Source organism: Tenacibaculum amylolyticum, assembly GCF_964511145.1.
Lineage (GTDB): Bacteria > Bacteroidota > Bacteroidia > Flavobacteriales > Flavobacteriaceae > Polaribacter > Polaribacter amylolyticum.
On sequence record NZ_CAZEFZ010000031.1, the window covers coordinates 1 to 19,115 of the forward strand.

The 19,115-nt window shown below is 30.5% G+C and carries 21 protein-coding genes; 5 read left to right on the forward strand and 16 right to left on the reverse strand.

From position 1 onward, the window contains the following. Window positions 1–241 (forward strand): hypothetical protein (locus ACKTTC_RS11000; protein WP_408039878.1); only part of this gene is annotated, 241 nt, incomplete at its 5' end. 82 nt (window positions 242–323) lie between these two features. Further along, window positions 324–767 (forward strand): hypothetical protein, encoded by a 444-nt coding sequence (locus tag ACKTTC_RS11005; protein ID WP_408039879.1) that lies wholly within the window; start codon window positions 324–326, stop codon window positions 765–767. Here ACKTTC_RS11005 and ACKTTC_RS11010 read toward each other — a convergent pair. From ACKTTC_RS11010 to ACKTTC_RS11035, 6 genes are all read right to left on the reverse strand, one after another. Further along, entirely contained in the window at window positions 756–1,217 is a 462-nt protein-coding gene (locus ACKTTC_RS11010; protein WP_408039880.1) for an SMI1/KNR4 family protein, read from the reverse strand. The two genes, ACKTTC_RS11005 and ACKTTC_RS11010, sit on opposite strands and share 12 nt — an antisense overlap. A 26-nt stretch (window positions 1,218–1,243) precedes the next feature. Then, entirely contained in the window at window positions 1,244–1,987 is a 744-nt protein-coding gene (locus tag ACKTTC_RS11015; protein ID WP_408039881.1) for a hypothetical protein, read from the reverse strand. Between the two features lie 90 nt (window positions 1,988–2,077). Next, the gene (locus ACKTTC_RS11020; RefSeq protein ID WP_408039882.1) at window positions 2,078–2,734 is read right to left on the reverse strand and encodes a hypothetical protein; all 657 of its coding nucleotides are present in this window, start codon (window positions 2,732–2,734) and stop codon (window positions 2,078–2,080) included. Window positions 2,735–2,738: 4 nt separating this feature from the next. After that, window positions 2,739–3,815: a hypothetical protein gene (locus ACKTTC_RS11025; RefSeq protein WP_408039883.1), complete on the reverse strand. Its 1,077-nt coding sequence runs from the start codon at window positions 3,813–3,815 to the stop codon at window positions 2,739–2,741. Window position 3,816: 1 nt separating this feature from the next. Further along, a complete protein-coding gene (locus ACKTTC_RS11030) occupies window positions 3,817–4,890 on the reverse strand; it encodes a hypothetical protein (protein WP_408039884.1) in 1,074 nt (357 codons plus the stop codon). After that, the gene (locus tag ACKTTC_RS11035; protein ID WP_408039885.1) at window positions 4,887–6,233 is read right to left on the reverse strand and encodes a hypothetical protein; all 1,347 of its coding nucleotides are present in this window, start codon (window positions 6,231–6,233) and stop codon (window positions 4,887–4,889) included. Before ACKTTC_RS11035 ends, ACKTTC_RS11030 begins: the two co-directional genes overlap by 4 nt. Before the next feature lie 422 nt (window positions 6,234–6,655). Between ACKTTC_RS11035 and ACKTTC_RS11040 the strand changes: the two genes are divergently transcribed. Continuing rightward, a complete protein-coding gene (locus ACKTTC_RS11040; RefSeq protein WP_408039886.1) occupies window positions 6,656–7,078 on the forward strand; it encodes a hypothetical protein in 423 nt (140 codons plus the stop codon). Here the strand turns inward: ACKTTC_RS11040 and ACKTTC_RS11045 are convergent. The 4 genes from ACKTTC_RS11045 to ACKTTC_RS11060 all read right to left on the reverse strand — a co-directional run bounded on the left by ACKTTC_RS11045 (window position 7,064) and on the right by ACKTTC_RS11060 (window position 8,550). Continuing rightward, entirely contained in the window at window positions 7,064–7,255 is a 192-nt protein-coding gene (locus ACKTTC_RS11045) for a hypothetical protein (protein WP_408039887.1), read from the reverse strand. The two genes, ACKTTC_RS11040 and ACKTTC_RS11045, sit on opposite strands and share 15 nt — an antisense overlap. Then, window positions 7,245–8,036 (reverse strand): hypothetical protein, encoded by a 792-nt coding sequence (locus tag ACKTTC_RS11050; protein WP_408039888.1) that lies wholly within the window; start codon window positions 8,034–8,036, stop codon window positions 7,245–7,247. The genes ACKTTC_RS11045 and ACKTTC_RS11050 overlap by 11 nt, the downstream gene beginning before the upstream one ends. Continuing rightward, window positions 7,963–8,136, reverse strand: coding sequence for a hypothetical protein (locus tag ACKTTC_RS11055; RefSeq protein WP_408039889.1), 174 nt, complete (start codon window positions 8,134–8,136; stop codon window positions 7,963–7,965). The genes ACKTTC_RS11050 and ACKTTC_RS11055 overlap by 74 nt, the downstream gene beginning before the upstream one ends. A gap of 240 nt (window positions 8,137–8,376) precedes the next feature. Beyond that, the gene (locus ACKTTC_RS11060; RefSeq protein ID WP_408039890.1) at window positions 8,377–8,550 is read right to left on the reverse strand and encodes a hypothetical protein; all 174 of its coding nucleotides are present in this window, start codon (window positions 8,548–8,550) and stop codon (window positions 8,377–8,379) included. A 279-nt stretch (window positions 8,551–8,829) separates the two neighbouring features. Here ACKTTC_RS11060 and ACKTTC_RS11065 point away from each other — a divergent pair, with 279 nt between their 5' ends. Both ACKTTC_RS11065 and ACKTTC_RS11070 read left to right on the forward strand, forming a co-directional pair. Continuing rightward, the gene (locus ACKTTC_RS11065; RefSeq protein ID WP_408039891.1) at window positions 8,830–9,033 is read left to right on the forward strand and encodes a hypothetical protein; all 204 of its coding nucleotides are present in this window, start codon (window positions 8,830–8,832) and stop codon (window positions 9,031–9,033) included. 60 nt (window positions 9,034–9,093) lie between these two features. After that, window positions 9,094–9,249 carry a hypothetical protein gene (locus tag ACKTTC_RS11070; protein WP_408039892.1) on the forward strand — a complete coding sequence of 52 codons (156 nt, stop codon included), beginning with the start codon at window positions 9,094–9,096 and terminating at the stop codon, window positions 9,247–9,249. Window positions 9,250–9,854: 605 nt separating this feature from the next. On the opposite strand, the gene ACKTTC_RS11075 is transcribed toward ACKTTC_RS11070, so the two are convergent. From ACKTTC_RS11075 to ACKTTC_RS11100, 6 genes are all read right to left on the reverse strand, one after another. Continuing rightward, window positions 9,855–10,268: a hypothetical protein gene (locus ACKTTC_RS11075; RefSeq protein ID WP_408039893.1), complete on the reverse strand. Its 414-nt coding sequence runs from the start codon at window positions 10,266–10,268 to the stop codon at window positions 9,855–9,857. Between the two features lie 106 nt (window positions 10,269–10,374). Beyond that, window positions 10,375–11,307 (reverse strand): restriction endonuclease, encoded by a 933-nt coding sequence (locus ACKTTC_RS11080; RefSeq protein ID WP_408039894.1) that lies wholly within the window; start codon window positions 11,305–11,307, stop codon window positions 10,375–10,377. Between the two features lie 10 nt (window positions 11,308–11,317). Then, entirely contained in the window at window positions 11,318–14,311 is a 2,994-nt protein-coding gene (locus ACKTTC_RS11085) for a type I restriction endonuclease subunit R (protein WP_408039895.1), read from the reverse strand. Window positions 14,312–14,316: 5 nt separating this feature from the next. Continuing rightward, window positions 14,317–15,513: a hypothetical protein gene (locus ACKTTC_RS11090; protein ID WP_408039896.1), complete on the reverse strand. Its 1,197-nt coding sequence runs from the start codon at window positions 15,511–15,513 to the stop codon at window positions 14,317–14,319. Window positions 15,514–15,517: 4 nt separating this feature from the next. Next, window positions 15,518–16,765 carry a restriction endonuclease subunit S gene (locus ACKTTC_RS11095; RefSeq protein ID WP_408039897.1) on the reverse strand — a complete coding sequence of 416 codons (1,248 nt, stop codon included), beginning with the start codon at window positions 16,763–16,765 and terminating at the stop codon, window positions 15,518–15,520. Next, the gene (locus ACKTTC_RS11100; protein ID WP_408039898.1) at window positions 16,765–18,561 is read right to left on the reverse strand and encodes a type I restriction-modification system subunit M; all 1,797 of its coding nucleotides are present in this window, start codon (window positions 18,559–18,561) and stop codon (window positions 16,765–16,767) included. The genes ACKTTC_RS11095 and ACKTTC_RS11100 overlap by 1 nt, the downstream gene beginning before the upstream one ends. Window positions 18,562–19,115 lie beyond the last annotated feature (554 nt).

Here is a 19,115-nt window from a genome sequence, read left to right on the forward strand (position 1 = left end):
TCTGGTAATCTTTCAACAAACAACCGACGGGAAAATGCGCGGCGGTTCTAAAAGTGGTTACGATGGCGATTGCATACTCTTTGTAGAAAAATTTGCAGACTACAAACAACATTATGTATACCAAGATAAAAACAGGTATCAAAATCGAAATTTAGCGGAGCTGCAATACAATATTTATTCAGGGAAATTAAACCCGATAATTAACGAAGAAAAAGTAAACATACAAGATGTAGAGTTTTAAAAATATAAAGTGTTATAATGAGTTTATTATAACACTTTGTTTTTTAACGTGTAAATTTTATATTTAGTGGTAAATTAAAAATATGTTTGATAATAATAAAAGTATTAAAGTAGGTAGAGACATCAATATTTATATTGAGAAACAAAAACTTGAAAGCCTTACAAATGAAGAACTTCTAAAAATAGATACTGATTCCAAGGTAGTATTAAACGAAAAAGGTAAGCAGAAAAGAAAAAAGCTTCTAAAAACAATACTTTTTAATTTTATTTTGATAGCCTTGGTACTTGTAGCCTTACCTTTTGTATTAGCTAAACTTAAAGAAAGTGATAATTTTATAATTAAAATATTAATAGGTGGAATACTAAATAAAGATTTAATAAATGGTTTTACTCTGCTAGCTTCACTTGCTGCAATTGGTTTTCCTTATAAGGGTTATGAAAAGAAAAGCGAAATTGAATTAAAGCATAGAGAAATACGAAAAGTTATTAAAATAATATTAGAAGAAAGAAATTATTTAGGTAAATAATTTAATACTATTTCTAGCCATTATATAAATCAATTGTTTCAAATCAAAGTTTAATTTTTCTATAATAACTTTACTTTTTGTATTAGGGTTTTTACATATATAAATCGTAGGGTTGTTTGTTATTTCTGTTTTAGAAATAGCATAACAATTATTTAAGTCTGCACCTATAATCACATAATCGTTAAAAAATTCTGGATGATATTTAAACCAATAACCCGAAAACGGGTTATTGATTATTTGTAAACTTTTAAAAGTTGTTTTTTTATCTTCTGGATTGAAAACACTATATAAAATTTTATTCCCTATATAAATACCGTTAGTTTCTATAGTGTAGAAATATTTGAATATTTCAGGAAATCTATATTTTATTTTTCGTTCCGCTTTTTCTAGTAGCTCTTTTGAAACAGGTTTTACAAGCGTAACCCTTTTAATATATTCTTTTTCAATCATTTTTGCGTAAATGCATTTTTAAATACCTATATATCTAAGCCATAAGAAAGTATTTCTTTTATTTCTTTATCACCTAGTATTTTAAATTTTAACTCTCCTTTTAAAGCAGCTTTCTTATTAATTTTAATTATAGGTTTGTCACTTCCATTTGTAACAATAATATCTTTATCAATAAGGATATTTTTATACATCCCCTCATGTATAAAACTTCCTGTATCCGTCCTCATAACAACACCTTTTGCTAATTCTTTTTTAGTTGATATTTGATTTATAATAGCCACTAATTGAAAATGATTTGTCGTAAACTCACAATTTAAAATAACTTCTAAGTCGTCACTTTTAGAACGCTTTTTTTTGTGCTGCCATTCATTTTTACAATCATTGTCTTTAAATTTCTGGATTACATTTAATAATTCTTGTAGATGAATTTTTTTATAATCATTTGCTTTTTTAAATCCTTCTTCTAAGAGTTCTAAATAATAACTACAATCTTCTGTAGCTTTTATTTGTTCATATCGTTTTTTATTAAATGATAGGTTAACTTTTAAAGCTTTATCAGGTACAACAGAACTCTTTTTTATTTCGAATTCAGTTGGTGAAATCGCAATCATTTTAAAAGTACCATCTGTTTTTAATTTTAATTTTCTTATTTCTTTTGAAAAATAATCATCTATAAAATTAGTGTGTTTTTGAAACTCATATCTTAAATCGTTATTAGATTCTATATAATCATAGTAATCTAAACCTAAGTGTAAATAGTATAAATTCATCTTTAAACTGTATCTAATATCTTTTCACATTTGCCTTATATAAACTTTTACCGTTAGATTTAATTATTTTTATTTCATTGTCTGAAATGTTTAAGCTTCAATTTTTAACGTCCATTTTTCATTATCTCCATACTTATATTTATCTTCAACTAATACTTTTGAATTATCTAACCATTTCCATTTTAAATAATAAACAAATTCTCCGTTATTGGGTTTTTTTGATATAAACTTTTCTCTGCTTATTTCTGTTCCCTTTTTATCATATAAAACTCTGTAAACTTCAAAAACATCAATATCCCAATTACACCAGAAACCTATTTTGTGTTTCTTATTAGGAGATAATTTGGGTTTACCTACATCGAATTGATAAACTAAGTTAGCTTCAATACAAGAGTTATAAGCATCTAAAAGCGGATTAATTTGCCACCCCTCTTTTTTGGCTATTTCGATCATTCCCTTATGGATTTTATCTAAAATTATTTTCTTTTTATCGTGTTTATCTTGGGAAAAATAATTCTTAAAATCTAAAGCAATTTTAATGCTTTTACTATCACTCCAATTGGTGTACTCTCCTAAATCTTCCCCCCAATTATCTGACACTATTATGTTACATTTTTTTACTTTATTAGTATTGTAATTTTTTAAAAAAGAATGGTACAACTCAGCTATACAGAACGTTTCTGGTGTAAATCTATTAGTTAATTTATGTTCGTATTGTATTCTTAAATCTATTTGATGTAAACTCATTATATTAATTATTACTAGGCTTAGGTCTTTTTTGATTTATTGGTGGTTCTCCTTTTCTTTTAGCATGTTTATTTACTTGGTTTTGCTCCCATTGTAAACCTTTTTTTCTTCCCTTGATGCCATCTTTTGTAACTCTACCTCCAACATTAGAATCATTGTTATATTTTTTCTTTAATTTTTGATTTATTCTTGGTGAACCTCCGTTTGCTATTTGCTTTTTGCTTCTTTTTTGCCCACTTATACCATACTCTAAAATTTCACCTGTTTTTTTATTAAAAATTTCATAACCATGTTGTACTTTTTTACTAGCCTTTGAATTACCATGAATAGCATTTTTTATAGTCTTAATATGCTTTGGTATTTTTCCTGCCTTACCAAGATCACCAACATAAGGAAATATTCCCAAACCACTTAAAAGAGCGCCGCCATAATTTCCACTTTTAAACTCCAAAGAAGCTGCTAACCCGTCTGAAATAGGCGTGGGATCTATAACCCCGACAATATCCAATCCCGCTGTTAAAATATCATTACCACTAAAAGAATAATTTCCGCCTAAGTCACCTACTAAAAAGCCTGCGTCTACATCAACATCTATTAAATCAGTTTCAATAGTTATACTGGAGTTATTAGAACCTCTTAAAACAATATCTACAGGAGCTAAACCGTCAGGGTCAACGTATCTAATAGGATTGTTTTCTACAAAGTTATAAGGCGACCAGTCTGGAAATTCTTCTGCCAATGGGTCAGGAGAAAACCACCTACTTATTACCTCAGGTTTTAAAGTAGCTTCTGAAAGCTCTAAGGTGTCTATTTGCTTAAAAGATACAATTTTATTAGTGTTTACATTATATAGTACTGAGCCTATAGGTACAATACTATCTAAGTCGTGAAACTCTAAATATTTTCCTTTGCTTAATGTTGCAATTTTAGGGGTATATCCAAACTTTTTAAACGGGTTGCCCGCTTGTATGTTCTTTTCTCTTTTTGCTTTTTCTTCAGGGCTTAAATTATCATTTTGAGCAAACCCAATATTTAAAGAGATAATTGTAATTAATAATGTTAATAATCTTTTCGTTTTCATATTATTTAGTGTTTAGGGTGTTAATTTTATTATTACTGTATTTTTCTTTTTCCTTTTTTAAAGATACCAACCAATCTAAATACATTTGTTCTGGCATTTTTCTATAACCTATTTCATGTATTTGTGTTATTAATTGCTCCATATCTTTAAATAAAAGTGCGGTTTCTTTATACTTAAAAATATCATTAGGAAAACTAGCGTTATTATCTTTTAAAAAAAGTTCTATTTGCTTTCTCTTAATTTCACTTTTTAAGAGCATTGCATTTACTAATTTAGGGAAATATTCTAAGGCTTTATTGCAGCATTTTAAAACAAACTCGTAGTTACTTTCTGGAAATTTTCTGTTATACGATTGTGCTAAATCAACTAAACATAAGGCTATACTTTCTTTATTGTTTAATGCTTTCATATATACGCTATTTTTAATTGCGTTAATATGTATATAACCCGAAGCCATAAGCCAAGCATCTATAGGGAAAATTCCACTTGTTAGTTCTGTATTATACCATCCGTCTCTTTTACTGTTTTGTTTAATATAAATGTGGTTAGGAGCTAAAGCCAAATGTGCTGTTTCTCCCATTTCTTCCACCAAGATTTTATATAAATACGGTAATGAATGACAATTCCCCGATTTTGTGGTTAATAATTTAGATACAAACATATTATCCCAATCTTTATTCCCAAAAGGGTCGTTAAAATCATATACAAAAGGGTAATAAGTAAGTTTTTTATTATTTATATGTAAAGGTATACTATCGTTCATAACTGAAAAAACAGCGGCGTAAGTACTTATTTTGTTTTTATCTGTATCGTTATATTTTAAAACTCTATTAGCTTTTATTTTTTTTACAAAGTCTTTTAAACCTTCTATTTGATAATTAATATCTTCAAAATTTAGATTTCCGTTATAGTATGCATTTTCAACACTAAAAACAGCATCTTTAAAATTATAAGTCTTAGGATTTTCAAGCATATTAACCAAAGTATCGTAGCTTTTTTCAAAAAGAAAATCTTGCGCTTTAATATGTAGAATATTAAAAAGTATTAATGTTATAAATATTATTTTTCGTATCAATTTTTTAATGTTTTTATGTTTAGTTTAAATCTTTCTTTTAGTTCTTTGTCCTCTTGTTGTTGTTTATGCTGTTTTAGTGAGTTTAACCAGTTTTGATACATTTTAGAAGGCATAGGCTTATATCCTAAATTATCCGTTCTTTGTTGTGCCAAGTTAACTTTATTTAATAGGTTTACCACATTAGGAAACTTCCTTATTTGTTGTAATTCTTGTTTATTTCTCGGGTTAATACCTAGTAAATTTCTTGTAACGTATTCAAATTGATAAGTAAGATAATTTTCAAGCAAAATATTTGAATTGATATTATTAGGGTGCAATTCTAGTGCTTTGTCTATAATCTGTTTTACAAAGTTATCATACCCAAATTTACTAATATACCCCATTGCTAAATCATTTAATGATTGTGAAAGCAATTGTTTATTAGTAAGCTCTTGCATATAAATACCATTTTGTAAGGCTTCCGAAGTAATATAACCACTTTGCAAAATATACGTGTCTGTAGTAAACATTCCATTTGTCAGTTCTACGTTATACCACTTTTTTTTATTGTCCTGAAACTTAATATAAGTATGATTTGGCGATAATGAAAGATGCGCTTTTGCCTTGATTTCATCGGCTAGTATTAAATACAAAAGAGGTAACGAATGACATTGCCCTTTACCAGTAGTTAATAATTTACTTACAAACATATTTCGCCAATTCTTTTTCCCTTTATAATCGTTGAAATCATATCGTAAAGGAAGATGTTTTAAACCTTTTGATTTTATTTCTAAGGTATCGGCAAAGAATTGAAATAAGATAAGATTTTTAGCTAAGTTACTATTGGGGTCATAGTTAAAATCTTTCATCTTTTCACGTAAAAAAGCCCCTGTTCGCTTTACAGTTTTATTAAATTCTTCAAAATCTCGTTGATTATCATAAAAAGCACTTTCAACGGTAAAGGTCGCATCTTTTATAGAAAAGCTATCTATATTAGTTTTCAATAGTTTTTCAAAAGCTTTTTTGTAATATTTAGCTTGTTGTGTAGTTGCTTTACTTGGCAAGCTTAAATCTAATGTATTTAACAATTGTAGTTGAATATCACGTTTTAGGCTTTCCTTTTCTCTTAGCTCTTGTTCAACTCTCATTCTATCCTGCTCATAAGAATTAAAAGTCTTATTTCCATTAATCAATATTTGATTTTGGTAATGATTGTTGACTGTATAGGGTTTAGGTATATTTCCTTTACCTATATGAATATTATTAGCAGGAAATGAAGCCGTAGGGCTTTTAGGTGTATGGTCTTTTTGCCCATAGCAATACATACCGCATAGCAGTATTAGGTAGGTCGGGAGGTGTTTCATAAATAATTTGTTTTAAATCATTAGCAATAGTTTAATTTTTTTATAAAGATACTTTATTTTGTTTTCAATCTCTTTCTTATTAAAAAATCAACCCAAGTAATATTTCATACTTGAGTTGATAAGCCACCCAATGAAAAAAAGGTGACATCTTAGGGAATTAAATAAGGTTCCCTCCGAAAAACCCTATATGTTCCCACCCCTTCACGGAAAATAGCCCCCCGTTGAGCCATAGAATATTAATTTATTGTTTACTTAACTAATTATAAAATAGAGGAATATAAAAGATAATTTTTTTTGCATTTGAGTTTTAAATCCTCATTAAAGATTATCAAGTATAATTTACCTATATTTGAACTAGGTCGATACACAAATATACAACTTTTTTATTGTATTGCAACTTTTTTGTTGTTTTTTTTAAAACTATGGATATAAGAATTCAAAAATCTATTGAAGTAATAAATTTTATTATTAAAGACTTAAACTTTGAAAACCCAAAACAGTTTTCAGAAGCTTTAGGTTTTGAAAGACCTGAACGTATATATAAAATTCTGAGAGGAAAAGCTTCTATTAGTAGAAATTTAGCTTCAATAATTAACAATAAATACCCTCAGTTTTCTAAAGAATGGTTATTAACTGGGACTAAAGAAACGTTAGATGATATTTATTATGAGAAGAACGGTGTAAAATTTTTTATCAATGAAATAATAAATTTTGTTGCAGAAGAGGAGGAAGAATTTATGAAAAGAAAGATTTTTTCGAATATTATCGAAGTTAGAGTTGCCAAAAAATTAGCAGAGATAACTGCTACAAAAGAATCATTATTAGCTTACTTAGGTAAAAAATAAATTAGATTCTATAAAACCAATTTGAACTAAGTTTTTTAAAGATTTGTTTTTGAGTTCTTTAATTTTTATTTCCTGCTTTTTTATGATAGTTAATTGATTTTCTTTGTCTTTTAGTTTTATTTGATTTGTTTTTTCTAAATGACTAATTATTTCTTTTTTCTTTTTATTATTTCCCATTTTTTGAAATTTTATCTAGTAATTCCCATTTTTCATTTTCCTTATCTTCTTTAGTATTATGCAAGACATGGGAGACTAAATTCCTAATATTTTCTAGTAGTTTTTCTTCAATAGTAAAAGTTCTCCTTATGAAATGGTATAAGAAATATGATAAAGGAATTAGTACAATTAATAATGCAACTAAATAAAAATCAATACTAAAATCATAGTTTTTTTTGAAGATAGTGTGATACAACCAAAAAAGAGAAATTAAGGTAAATACAATATTTGCATAAGGTTCATACCATTTTAATAAACCTGCTTTATGCAACTTGTAATCTTTCAATGAAGAAAAAATAGTTATAATAAACATTAGTAAAAACACACCAAAAACCCAAAGCCAGTAATGTATACTATTTCGCCCATTAAAACTAAAATCATGTGCTAAAGCTTTTCTTTCCCTACTGATGTTTTTAAAATCACTAACTCTTTGTTTTTTATTACGCTCTTTAATTTCAAAATATTTCTCTTTACTAAGAGAGTTATTTTTAAAAAGATTATCAAGAGAAAGCTCTTTTTCGTCCCAGCTTTTTTTTAGTTGTGATCTTTTTTTATTTAATTCTAAAATTAATGGATTGTCTTTTGCAGGTGTAAAAAAACGATGAGAAAAAGAAGCTGTTACTCCAATAATTAATAAAATAACAGCTAATGCTCCTGTAAATTTATTTTTAACCTTCTCCGTCGTCGTCTGGGTCTGTGTCTTTAATTGTTCCGTCGTCTGATGGTTCGGTAAGCCTTTCATTATTTTCTATTCTTTCTTGTAATTCTTTAGATTGATCTATACAACTAGTTAATAAAATTGTACAAAAACACATTACTAAAATAAATACTGATTTTTTCATTTTTTTACTCTATTTAAAATTAATACTAGAGTAAATATAATACAGTAATTTTTTAGGTTTTTAGTAGAACCTTATAACGTTTTTTTGATTTTAGAATTAAATAAGAAATAAACCAAAGACTGGTTTTAGTTGATTGTAAAGTATTTTGTTCATTATTGATTTATTTCGGGGTTAATTCTAAATATCATTACAATATTTAAGCTGCTAATATAAATAAAATCTTAGTTAGTAAGAATAATATTAATTGTCTGTTTTTCTATCGTCTGGGCTTTCCACTTCATCCTTATCTATTTTTAATGAATTAAACGTGTTTTCGTCTTTTTTTAACTGTTCTAACTCTTTTGAAGAATCAACACAATTGGTAAATACAAATAAATTAAATATCATTATTAAAATAAATCCTGCTTTTTTCATTGTACTTTATTTTGAAGTTATAAATATTAGGGTAAATATAATTATCCAAAATAAACCTTTTAGCTAAATTTAGTTACATGTTTTAGATTTTTTTATCTTTGTTTAAAAGTTTTTTTAAAAAAAATCTAAAAAATCTCTTCTTTTACCCGAATTCTTACCCTTCAATTATTAAAACGCTGAAAACAAGTAGTTTAAATACTTGAAAAATCACCCGAAAAAGGTGAGGGATTTTTGTTTTAACGAAAGTATTTTTAGCAAAATAAATTAATCAATAGAAATATGAATACTATAGAGAAATTGAAATCTTTGTCAACTAAAGAATTAAGTAAAGCCGAAATGAAAGAAACTTTTGGAGGAAATATGAAAGTAACATGCGATACTTGCATTGTTAATGGAACACAAGCATGTACTTGTTGTGTAAGAAGTAATGGAAGTGGATATATTGTACCGTTAACTTGTAGATACATAGGAAATATAGCTTAGTATTACAAAGGATATGATCCCCTAAATCATATACTACATTAACTTTAAACCAAATATATTATGGATTTTATTACATCATTGTTACTGTTTTTAACAACAACTTTAAGTACGCCTACAACAAATAATACAACTACCACTACTGCTTCATATGATTTGGAAGATTATGCAACAACCTATGCTTATAATACTAATACTTCAACAGAAACAAATACATAATAAGGAAAAAGAAACGATTTAGATGGTTAAAAAGAGTTGTCACTTCGAGTGAAATTGAATGTAGCAAGCGGAATTTAATTTTGTATCGAGAAGTGTTTGGGTTTTGGAATAGTTCTCGATACACCTCCTTTTAATCGGTACTCGAACTGACAGGAGGTTTGGTTTGTTGGTTTAAAGCGAGTTGTCACTTCGAGTAAAATTGAATGCAGCAAAGCGGAATTTAATTTTGTATCGAGAAGAGTTTGGGATATTGAAACAGTTCTCGATACACCTTCTTTTAGTCGGTACTCTAACTGACAGGAGGTTTGGTTTGTTGGTTTAAAGCGAGTTGTCACTTCGAGTGAAATTGAATGTAGCAAGCGGAATTTAATTTTGTATCGAGAAGTGATTGGGTTTTGGAATAGTTCTCGATACACCTCCTTATAGTCGGTACTCGAACTGACAGGTGGTTTGGTTTGTTGGTTTAAAGCGAGTTGTCACTTCGAGTAAAATTGAATGTAGCCCCAAGCGGAATTTAATTTTGTATCGAGAAGTGTTTGGGTATTGGAATAGTTCTCGATACACCTCCTTTTAGTCGGTACTCGAACTGACAATAGGTAAAGAAATTAAACTCTCTTATTGTTAATTTTAGGAAGTAACCCATTGATATACTTTTCAAAACTACCTACATCATCTTTTCCATTGTTCATATAATACCCTAAAAAATGACTTGGCCATATCTCAAAACCGTCCCTCACTATTTTACAGGTATAATAGTTAATCCCAGTTTTCATACGATCGTATGTGCCCGACCAAGAAAATTCATACAATCTACATAAAGTTTCACCAAAGTAAGCGGTTAACTCACACTCTAAAGTATCTTTATTTTTTAATACTGTTGTTTCGTTTGCCAAGATACGGTCTATCTCTTGCTGTAAACTCTTTAAAGAAAAATCTAATACATAGCCTTTGATAGTGTATTTGTTGGCAACCATTTCAGCAATCTTAGTAGGAGAATAACCTTTTGGTATGTTAAACATGGTAATACATAAATTGAATGGTTAAATTTTAACAATATTCATTATATTTAATGAGACTGTTTCAACTGATGTTTATATTCTTTAGACACTTTAAACAATTGGTAAGTTACTCATCAAACCGATCGGTATCTATTTTTTTAAGTATAATCTCTCTATCTTGTTGTACTCCTAAATTAAACTCAATAGCAAGATCTGCTAACTTTTTTCCGTTTATTAAAACAATTTTCTGTTGTTTGCTTTCTTGTGCTGTTCGCACAGCTGCTTCAGAAAAGCGAGAGGTAGTTAAAAATACTCCTTTACTAACACCTTGTAGTGCTAACGATCCTATAAAATTCCTAATATCTGGAGAACCTACTGTAGTATCACTATAACGTTTTGCTTGAATATATACGCTTTCTAAACCTAAACGATCTTGGTAAACAATACCGTCAATGCCATTATCACCAGTTTGTCCAGTTACTTTGGCGGCTTCTTCACGAAATTCTCCATACCCCATTTTTTTTAATAAATCAACCACAAAATTTTCAAAAAAGTTAGCGCTATTACTTTTAAGCTTGTCTAATAAATCAGCGGCTAACTGTTGGTGAATTTGTTTAATAGTTGTATCTAAAACCTCATCAGGTGTTTGTTCTGTATTTTCTCTTATCGTTTGAGTAGCAACCCCATTAGACTCTTGATTAAAAGTAGCAGCCCACTCTTGGTATTTAGGCATGTTTTTTAATACTTTTAAATTCAGTTGGTTTGGATTACTCGCCAAGAAATCCTTTCCGAAATCGGTAATTTGATACTCGCCTCTATTGGGGTAACTAATTAAACCTGCGTTTTTTAAATGGCTACGTGTCCAACCCACGCGATTTCTAAACAAGCCCATTTGGCCACTAGGTACTTTTATTTTTAAGTGCTCTGGACTTAATTTAAAATGCATTGTAAGTAATTGCATTACCTCATTTAGGTTTTTGGTTTGTCCGTCTGCTAACAATTGCAGCATAGGAAGCATTATGCTTTGAAAATCGGGGATGTCTTCTTTTAGTGTGTTCATAGTTTTCTTTTTATAGCTGATTATTAAACTTTCGATGTATTCTCTTCATCATAATTTTTTTAACCAAATCACCAAAAGAAGTATCTTCTAATATTCTTTCAAATATTTCTTGATTTTCCTCCATACGTTCTATTAGCTTCATTATAAACACATCTTCAAAAGCATATTTAAAAGTATCTTCTTTGTTTACAATAGCTTGTTGTTTTAAGTTTTCATCCTTTAGTAATTCAGCTTCTATAGATTCAAAAAACAACCTATCTGCTTCTTCAAACTCAGTTCCAAACCGATCATTTAATACAGAAACAATTTCAGAAAGTAGTGCTTCTTCTTCTTTAGGTCTTTTTAATCCAGCTTCTGTTGCTCCTTTTAACTCTCCATCTTCTCCTTGGATTAATGCAATAGCACCTTCTTTTATTTTTTGTAAACGATAATACTCTAAGGCAATTTCATCATTTAACTGTATGGTTTCCGAAAGGTCTCTTTTAGGCAATCGTGTTTGTAATAGTTTAGCATAGGCATAAAACTTTTCAGACTCCATATCAGGAAAAGGCATTATCTGCCCTAAGAAAGAATACAAATTGGTCCAAGTACGTATGCCTTTCTTAAATTCATCTTGTACCTCTTTTTCAAGTGCTTTAAAACGGGTAACAGCAGGATCGGTAAAAGAGTATAAATATTTTTGCTGACTAGGGTTGTTTAATTTAGTATCTGGATGAAAATAAACATTTGCAAAGCTGTCTATTTCACTTTGCCAATACACTTGCATTTGATCTAATCTGTGCCTAAGATCGTATAAGTGATTGATATCCGTTTCTTCAGAAACAGTTGTAGTTTCGTAATATGGTTGAAAAGATTTAAAAATATCTTCTCTTTCGTTTACAAAATCTAATACAAAAGTATCTATTTTTCCTGCACAGGTTCTATTTAAGCGAGATAAAGTTTGTACCGCTTTTACACCCGATAATTTTTTATCTACATACATGGTTTGTAATAAAGGTTGGTCGAAGCCTGTTTGATATTTCTCTGCTACAATTAAAATGCGATATTCATCTTTTTCAAAAACAGTAGGAAGCTCTTTTTCTCCAAACCCAGTAAGTTCTGGCTCAGCAACACCATCGGAAGAGGTATTGTCATCAATAACTTTTCCTGAAAAAGCAACTAGTACTTTTAAATCTGTATATCCTTTATTTTTTATATATCGTTCAAATTCTTCAAAATAGCGTTTGGCATGTAAACGAGATCCACATACTAGCATGGCTTTAGCTTTACCGCCAATACGATGCATTACCACTTGCCTAAAATGCTCTACAATAACTTCGGTTTTTTGTGCTAGGTTATGTGGGTGTAAAGAAACAAAACGACCAATAGCTTTATTTGCTTTTTTCTTATTTAATTTAGGGTCTTCTTCTATGGCTTTACTTAATCTAAAATACAAATCGTACGTAGTATAGTTTTGTAATACATCTAAGATAAAACCTTCTTCTATCGCTTGGCGCATAGCGTATAAATGAAAAGCCTTTGGTTTCCCTTCTGCATCTCTATGTCCAAATACTTTTAATGTTTTTTCTTTTGGAGTGGCAGTAAATGCAAAGAAAGAAATGTTTTTTTGTTTACCACGGCTTTCGGCAGAATGTTCTACTTTTTTGTTAATAAGATCCTCTCCAGTAAAATCATCAGTAGCTTCTTGCTCAGCAGCTTCCTCTAAAGAGGTTACACCTAATACTTCTTTCATTTTTTTACTAGCTTCTCCGCCTTGCGAGCTATGGGCTTCGTCTATAATTACCGCATATTTTCGATCTGGGAGTGCACCTACTTTGTCTACAACAAATGGAAATTTTTGTAGTGTAGTAATAATAATATTAGTACCGTGTTGTAGCGCGTTAGCTAATTGTGTGCTGTCTTTATCTATACGTTGTACTACACCCGATTTATGTTCAAACTGATAAATGGTATTTTGTAGTTGTTGGTCTAATACACGTCTATCGGTAACCACAATTACTGCATCAAAAATACGTTCGTTAGCAGCGGTATGTAAACCTGTAAGTTTGTAAGCAAGCCATGCAATAGAATTACTTTTACCTGAACCAGCAGAGTGTTGTATTAAATAATTGGTACCAGCATGTACTTGTAATACGTTTTTACTTACTTTACGTACTACATCTAGCTGATGGTAACGTGGAAAAATAAGAGTTTCTTTTTTATAGGTTTTGTTATCTACTAGGTACTCTTCTGTTTGTAAATGGATGAACTGTTGAATAATTTCTAACCAACTATCTTTCGTAAGAATATCGTTCCATAAATAACTGGTTTTATAATCTCCATTTGCTGCTTTAGGGTTTCCTTTACCTTTGTTGTATCCTTTATTAAATGGTAGCCAATAAGTTTTATTTCCATTAAGGCGCGTGGTCATAAACACCTCGTCTTGGTCTACTGCAAAATGTACCAAGGCTCTTTTTTTAAAAGTAAATAGGAGTTCTCTATTATCTCTAGTAGTACTGTATTGTTTTAAAGCATCTTGTAGGTTTTGCCCTGTAAATTGATTTTTAAGCTCAAAGGTAGCTACAGGCAAACCATTTACAGCAATAACTAAGTCTACCGAATTGGTGTTCTTTTTACTGTAATATACTTGGCGGTATACTTTTAGCTGATTTTTGTTATATAAAGCCGCTGTTTCTGGGTTTAAACCCGAAACGGGTTTAAAATATGCCAATTGAAAACGGATACCATAATCTACAAAACCATTGCGTAGTACATCTAAACTCCCTCGTAAATCGAGTTCTTTATACAAACGTTGTATTATGCGATTGTGTATTTGTGTACCATGTATAGCTTCTAGTTTCGTCCATTTTTTGGGTTGGGTTTCTTGTAAAAAATGAATAATTTCATATTTAAACAAACCCAATTCTTTGCTGTAATCTTCTGCATTTCCTTGTGTGTAGCCACCATTATTTATTAACGCTTGTATAATGGCAGTTTCAAAAGTTTTTTCTGTAGTTATACTCATAGCTGTTATGATTGTTGGTTAGCAGAGGTTTCTTTTGTTATTGTATTTTCTGTAGTTGTTTCCACATCGTCTTCTTTTGTAGCTACAGCAGCTTTAGCTATAATTCCTTCAAGTTCCTGTGCAGTTATAAAATTAGCAACTTGTTCCGCTTCATCAGGTTCTTCGGAAGTTTCTTCTATATACTCCGTATTTAGCTCATTAACTTCCATGTGAGTTTCTTGCTGTAGTAAGAATTGACGATAGGCTACTTCTTTAAACACCATACGTAGAGTATGTTTTTGTTTTTCTGTAACCTCATTTTTTAAAAAACCATCTTTATCATAACATTCTCGTACTAGTTCATAATCGTTTTGATATAACTCTTCGTTAATATCATTAAGCTTATTAGGTAAGTCTGATTCAAAAATCTCGAAAGTATCTGGATTAAAATATCGTATTAAAGGTTTATTAATTTCGTTATATTCTCTTCCTTGAAAACAAGGTTTTCCTTTACTAGAGGCCCAATAAATACCAAAAAACTCTGTTCTGTTCGATTTGTATACTTTTGCAATTTGTAAACTACCATCTACTTCTCTAATCTTTTTTTCTATAGAAATATCTCGTAATACACGTAGTGGTTCCATATCTAATTTAGCATCAATAAGATCTTCGTCTATTAATATTTTTTTGAAACGTTGTTTAGCTTCTTCTTCTATAGCTTCTTCTGGATCTCCTAAAAAAACATAAAATCGTGTTTTGGTAGTATCTTCTGTTAGCTCATCAAACACAAAACCTTCTGCATCTTCGCTATAATATAGTTTCCATACTCTATAAGCTCCTGTGCTTCCCTTTTGCCAATCCCAGCCACCAAACAAGAATTTAGCATCGCCTCGTAATTCGTGTATGTTTTCTCCGGGTACTTCAGAAATAATTTTAGAAACTAATTCTGTAAATTGCTCCGATAAGTACTCCAATACCTCTTCTAAAGTTGCTGAAGGCGATTGCAAGTATTTGTTTAAATGAATAGAGGATACCAAGTTTAAAATTAGCGGATACGCACGAATGGTATTCCCTGCAAAACATAATAAACAATCTTTACGAGGTAATTCAAAGAGTTTAATGCCATGTTTCCATTTTTCACCACCCGTTAAACAACTATCGGTAGCAAAAACAAGTTCTTCGGTATCATTTATTTGGCGTATGTGAGCAGTACAGAGTGTCATAGTTTTATTGAGGGACTTTTATCTTACCAGTAACTACCTCGCTAATTAAAGCGGTACGGTACTCGGTAAGTAACTTAATTAGTGTTGTTGTTTTCTTTTGTTTTGCGTTTATTATTGCTAGTTGTTCTTCTATATAATCAACGATTTCCTGTTGTTCGTTTATTTTTTGTGGAAGAGCTAATTCTAACATAGCATATTTATCAGCACCAATATTTTGAATTGTAGCTTGATTAAAAATACTATTTTTCCAATTTTCATAAGAGTTTGATTTTGTAAAAAAGTATATAAAATCTGAAATAGCTTTTGTTGAGTCTAAACTAGCTTTTATTAAATAACCAGCAAAACACGCAGGTTTTTTGTAGTTTTTAAACTGAAATGTTTTGCCTACAGTTGCTCCACTTCGTGCGAAAAGAATATCTCCATTTTCTAGAAGATAATCTTCAGCTATTTTTGGAGGTAATGATTTGTAAGTATCACTTTTTAATTCTCCATCTTTTCCAAAATCTGTAATTCTGATGTATCTTGGATGCTCAATATTTTCTTCCTTAGCAGGTTCATTAGCCCCATACATTAGTTTTTCTGATAAAATATATTTTAGTTTATAAACCTCCCAATGCTCAGGAATTTCACCTAACCATGCAATACCACTATCTTTTAATGTAACATTTGGGTTAATTCCTTTGGTAACCGCTTGATTAATAATAGCTGTTTTTTCTTCTTCGTATAGCTTTAATAATTCTTGTTTATCGGCTATTAAAGTATCTAACTCCGCTGTTTTTTGGTCGAGGTAATTGGCTATGGTTGTTTGCTCTTCAATATTGTTACTAATAGCAAAAGGGATTTGATTTAAGGTTTCCTGTGTCATACTAGGAACTGTAGAACCATATTTATATAAATCAAAGTTTATTGTTTTACATAAATAATAGAAGAGGCGAGGAGAAATTTCTTTGAATATTTCTGTATAATATGCTGTATCTACTGACCAAAAAGGACTACTAATGTATTGAGGTTTGTCAATAGTCCCTTTTCTACCTAATAATACAGAAGGCCCTTTGAATAAATAGTCTTTAGCTCTTCCAAAAATACCTCCGCTTCCTATAATGGGGTAACTACCATTTTCATCCCAAACTTTTTTATGATCTTGACCATTGCAAATCTTTGCGAGTCTTTTTAACTTCTTAACCTCCCAATGCGCAGGAATTTTCCCAATCCATTCAATACCAGAATCTTTATAATTTTCGTAGACCTGCATTAGTTTAAGATATTTTTTTCTTGGGTTAATGTTGTTTCTTCTAGCTTTAAAATATCGGCTTTAATTTCTGCTAAAGAACGTAGAGGGGTAAACTCGTAAAAGTATTTGGTAAAGTTTATTTCGTAGCCTATTTTAGTTTTCTTTTCGTCTATCCAAGCTTCAGGTACATGAGGTATTACTTCCCTCTTAACATATTCTTGTATGCTTTGTGGTACTAAAGTTTTGTTAGTATCTTCTTGTAAAAAAGGAATGTTTTCATAATCACGCAATTTTGTATCGGCTTTTGGTTTGCCTTTGCTTAGTACTACTTCACCATTTTCTTTTAAAGGTTGTTCTACCGTTATACGCCAGTAGCCAAAATATTCGTTAGGGAGTATTTTACAAAACTCGTTTTCTTCAAAATTACCATATAGTTGGGTAATTAAATCAATGCCTTTGTCTTTGGTATCTTCTACAATCTTTTTACGCTTGTTCCCTAAACTCTTGTCCATTTTTTTCCAAAAACGGTTTTCCGTGAGTTTACCTTCTGCTATTAATGCTTCGTCTTTGGTACCTGTAGCATTAATTAATTGCACTTTGCCTTTGCGTGCTTCGCTTTTATGGTTGGTAACAATCCATATATAGGTAGAAATTCCTGTATTATAAAACAACTGGTCGGGTAAAGCTACAATGGTTTCTAGCCAATCGTTTTCAATAATCCAACGCCTAATATCACTTTCCCCACTTCCAGCAGGACCAGAAAATAAAGGAGAGCCGTTAAATACAATTCCTATACGAGTGCCTTTGGTTTTCATTTTAGAAATCATATGCTGTAAAAACAACAACGATCCGTCGTTAATTCTTGGCAACCCTGCACCAAAGCGCCCTTTCATTCCTTTGTTATCGGCTTCGGTTTTTATAATCTTTTGTGCCTTTTTCCAATCTACTCCAAAAGGAGGGTTAGATAGCATATAATCAAAGGTTTCATCTTCTAAACCATCTACGGTAAATGTATTTCCAAACTTTATTTGGCTAGGGTCTTGCCCTTTAATTAACATATCTGATTTGCAAATAGCATAGGATTCTGGATTAATTTCTTGCCCAAATACTTTTAAATCTGCTTTAGGATTTAGTTCTTTAATATACTGCTCACCAACAGACAACATTCCGCCAGTTCCACAGGCAGGATCGTACAAGGTTTTTACAATTCCTTCTTGGGTTAGCATGCTAGTGTCTTCGTTAAACAACATGTTTACCATTAACTTAATTACCTCTCGTGGGGTAAAGTGTTCCCCAGCGGTTTCGTTAGATTGTTCAGCAAAACGCCTAATTAAGTCTTCAAAAACATAGCCCATTTCCATAGAATCCATATGGGTAAGATCTATTTCTTGAAAGGCTTTTACTACCCTAAACAAAATATCAGCTTTAGGATCGTCCATGCGATCTATCTGGTCATCAAAATTAAAATACTCTATAATTTCACGCGCACTGGTAGAAAAACCATTGATAAAATTTCTAAGGTTTGCCGCAATATTGGTAGGGTCTTTTATTAAGGTTTCAAAGTTAAACTGACTTCGATTATGAAAATTAAAACCTGCTATTTTATTTAAGGTAATGTCTTTAGCACTGTCTTTAAGTTTATCTACTTTAGGTAAATAGTCTAAAACCTTTTGTTTATTGTTGGCTAGTACACAATCTAAACGCCTTAAAACAGTCATAGGAAGTATTACTTTTCCATAATCTGCTCTTTTATAATCGCCTCGTAAAAGGTTGGCAACCTCCCATATTTTATCAGACTTTTCTTTAAAGTTCTTCATTTATATATAAATACGTTGTATTTGAATGAAAGTTATTTCTTTCGCTTGTTGTTATTGTAAGTACAAAGCGAATATAATTAAAAAGAGGGGTTTATTTTATGTGTACAGGTATAATTGTATACTCTACATATTTCATACTTACTTTTTTATTTAACGAACTAGGTACTTTTTAAATAATGGAGTGGTTTAGTTACCTTGTAAAGAAGCAAACACTGTATGCTGATGGTCTTGTTGTATTGCAGAGTGTTCCGCACCACGTGCTGATGGTCTTGTTGTATTGTAGGATGTTCCGCACCGCGTGCTGATGGTCTTGTTGCGTTGCAGGGTGTTCCGCACCACGTGCTGATAGTCTTGTTGCATTGCAGGGTGTTCCGCACCGCGTGTTGATAGCCTTGTTGCGTTGCAGAGTGATCCGCACCACGTGTTGATGGTATTTATTAGTGTTTTAATGAATTGGAAAGGAGTAATCTACTTATTATTTCGATTTGTAGGTTTGAAATGGGGTGTCACTTCGAGTGTTTGTTTGACTAAAAGGAAAAGAAACGTATCGAGAA

Excerpts from the sequence above, each read along its gene's own strand:
- ACKTTC_RS11075 (WP_408039893.1), bottom strand. The coding sequence starts at position 10,268 with ATGTTTAACATACCAAAAGGTTATTCTCCTACTAAGATTGCTGAAATG.
- ACKTTC_RS11010 (WP_408039880.1), bottom strand. The coding sequence starts at position 1,217 with ATGATTGAAAAAGAATATATTAAAAGGGTTACGCTTGTAAAACCTGTT.
- ACKTTC_RS11085 (WP_408039895.1), bottom strand. The coding sequence starts at position 14,311 with ATGAGTATAACTACAGAAAAAACTTTTGAAACTGCCATTATACAAGCG.
- ACKTTC_RS11040 (WP_408039886.1), top strand. The coding sequence starts at position 6,656 with ATGGATATAAGAATTCAAAAATCTATTGAAGTAATAAATTTTATTATT.
- ACKTTC_RS11070 (WP_408039892.1), top strand. The coding sequence starts at position 9,094 with ATGGATTTTATTACATCATTGTTACTGTTTTTAACAACAACTTTAAGT.
- ACKTTC_RS11065 (WP_408039891.1), top strand. The coding sequence starts at position 8,830 with ATGAATACTATAGAGAAATTGAAATCTTTGTCAACTAAAGAATTAAGT.
- ACKTTC_RS11100 (WP_408039898.1), bottom strand. The coding sequence starts at position 18,561 with ATGAAGAACTTTAAAGAAAAGTCTGATAAAATATGGGAGGTTGCCAAC.
- ACKTTC_RS11045 (WP_408039887.1), bottom strand. The coding sequence starts at position 7,255 with ATGGGAAATAATAAAAAGAAAAAAGAAATAATTAGTCATTTAGAAAAA.
- ACKTTC_RS11020 (WP_408039882.1), bottom strand. The coding sequence starts at position 2,734 with ATGAGTTTACATCAAATAGATTTAAGAATACAATACGAACATAAATTA.
- ACKTTC_RS11025 (WP_408039883.1), bottom strand. The coding sequence starts at position 3,815 with ATGAAAACGAAAAGATTATTAACATTATTAATTACAATTATCTCTTTA.
- ACKTTC_RS11080 (WP_408039894.1), bottom strand. The coding sequence starts at position 11,307 with ATGAACACACTAAAAGAAGACATCCCCGATTTTCAAAGCATAATGCTT.
- ACKTTC_RS11050 (WP_408039888.1), bottom strand. The coding sequence starts at position 8,036 with ATGAAAGGCTTACCGAACCATCAGACGACGGAACAATTAAAGACACAG.
- ACKTTC_RS11015 (WP_408039881.1), bottom strand. The coding sequence starts at position 1,987 with ATGAATTTATACTATTTACACTTAGGTTTAGATTACTATGATTATATA.
- ACKTTC_RS11060 (WP_408039890.1), bottom strand. The coding sequence starts at position 8,550 with ATGAAAAAAGCAGGATTTATTTTAATAATGATATTTAATTTATTTGTA.
- ACKTTC_RS11035 (WP_408039885.1), bottom strand. The coding sequence starts at position 6,233 with ATGAAACACCTCCCGACCTACCTAATACTGCTATGCGGTATGTATTGC.
- ACKTTC_RS11095 (WP_408039897.1), bottom strand. The coding sequence starts at position 16,765 with ATGCAGGTCTACGAAAATTATAAAGATTCTGGTATTGAATGGATTGGG.
- ACKTTC_RS11055 (WP_408039889.1), bottom strand. The coding sequence starts at position 8,136 with ATGAAAAAATCAGTATTTATTTTAGTAATGTGTTTTTGTACAATTTTA.
- ACKTTC_RS11090 (WP_408039896.1), bottom strand. The coding sequence starts at position 15,513 with ATGACACTCTGTACTGCTCACATACGCCAAATAAATGATACCGAAGAA.
- ACKTTC_RS11005 (WP_408039879.1), top strand. The coding sequence starts at position 324 with ATGTTTGATAATAATAAAAGTATTAAAGTAGGTAGAGACATCAATATT.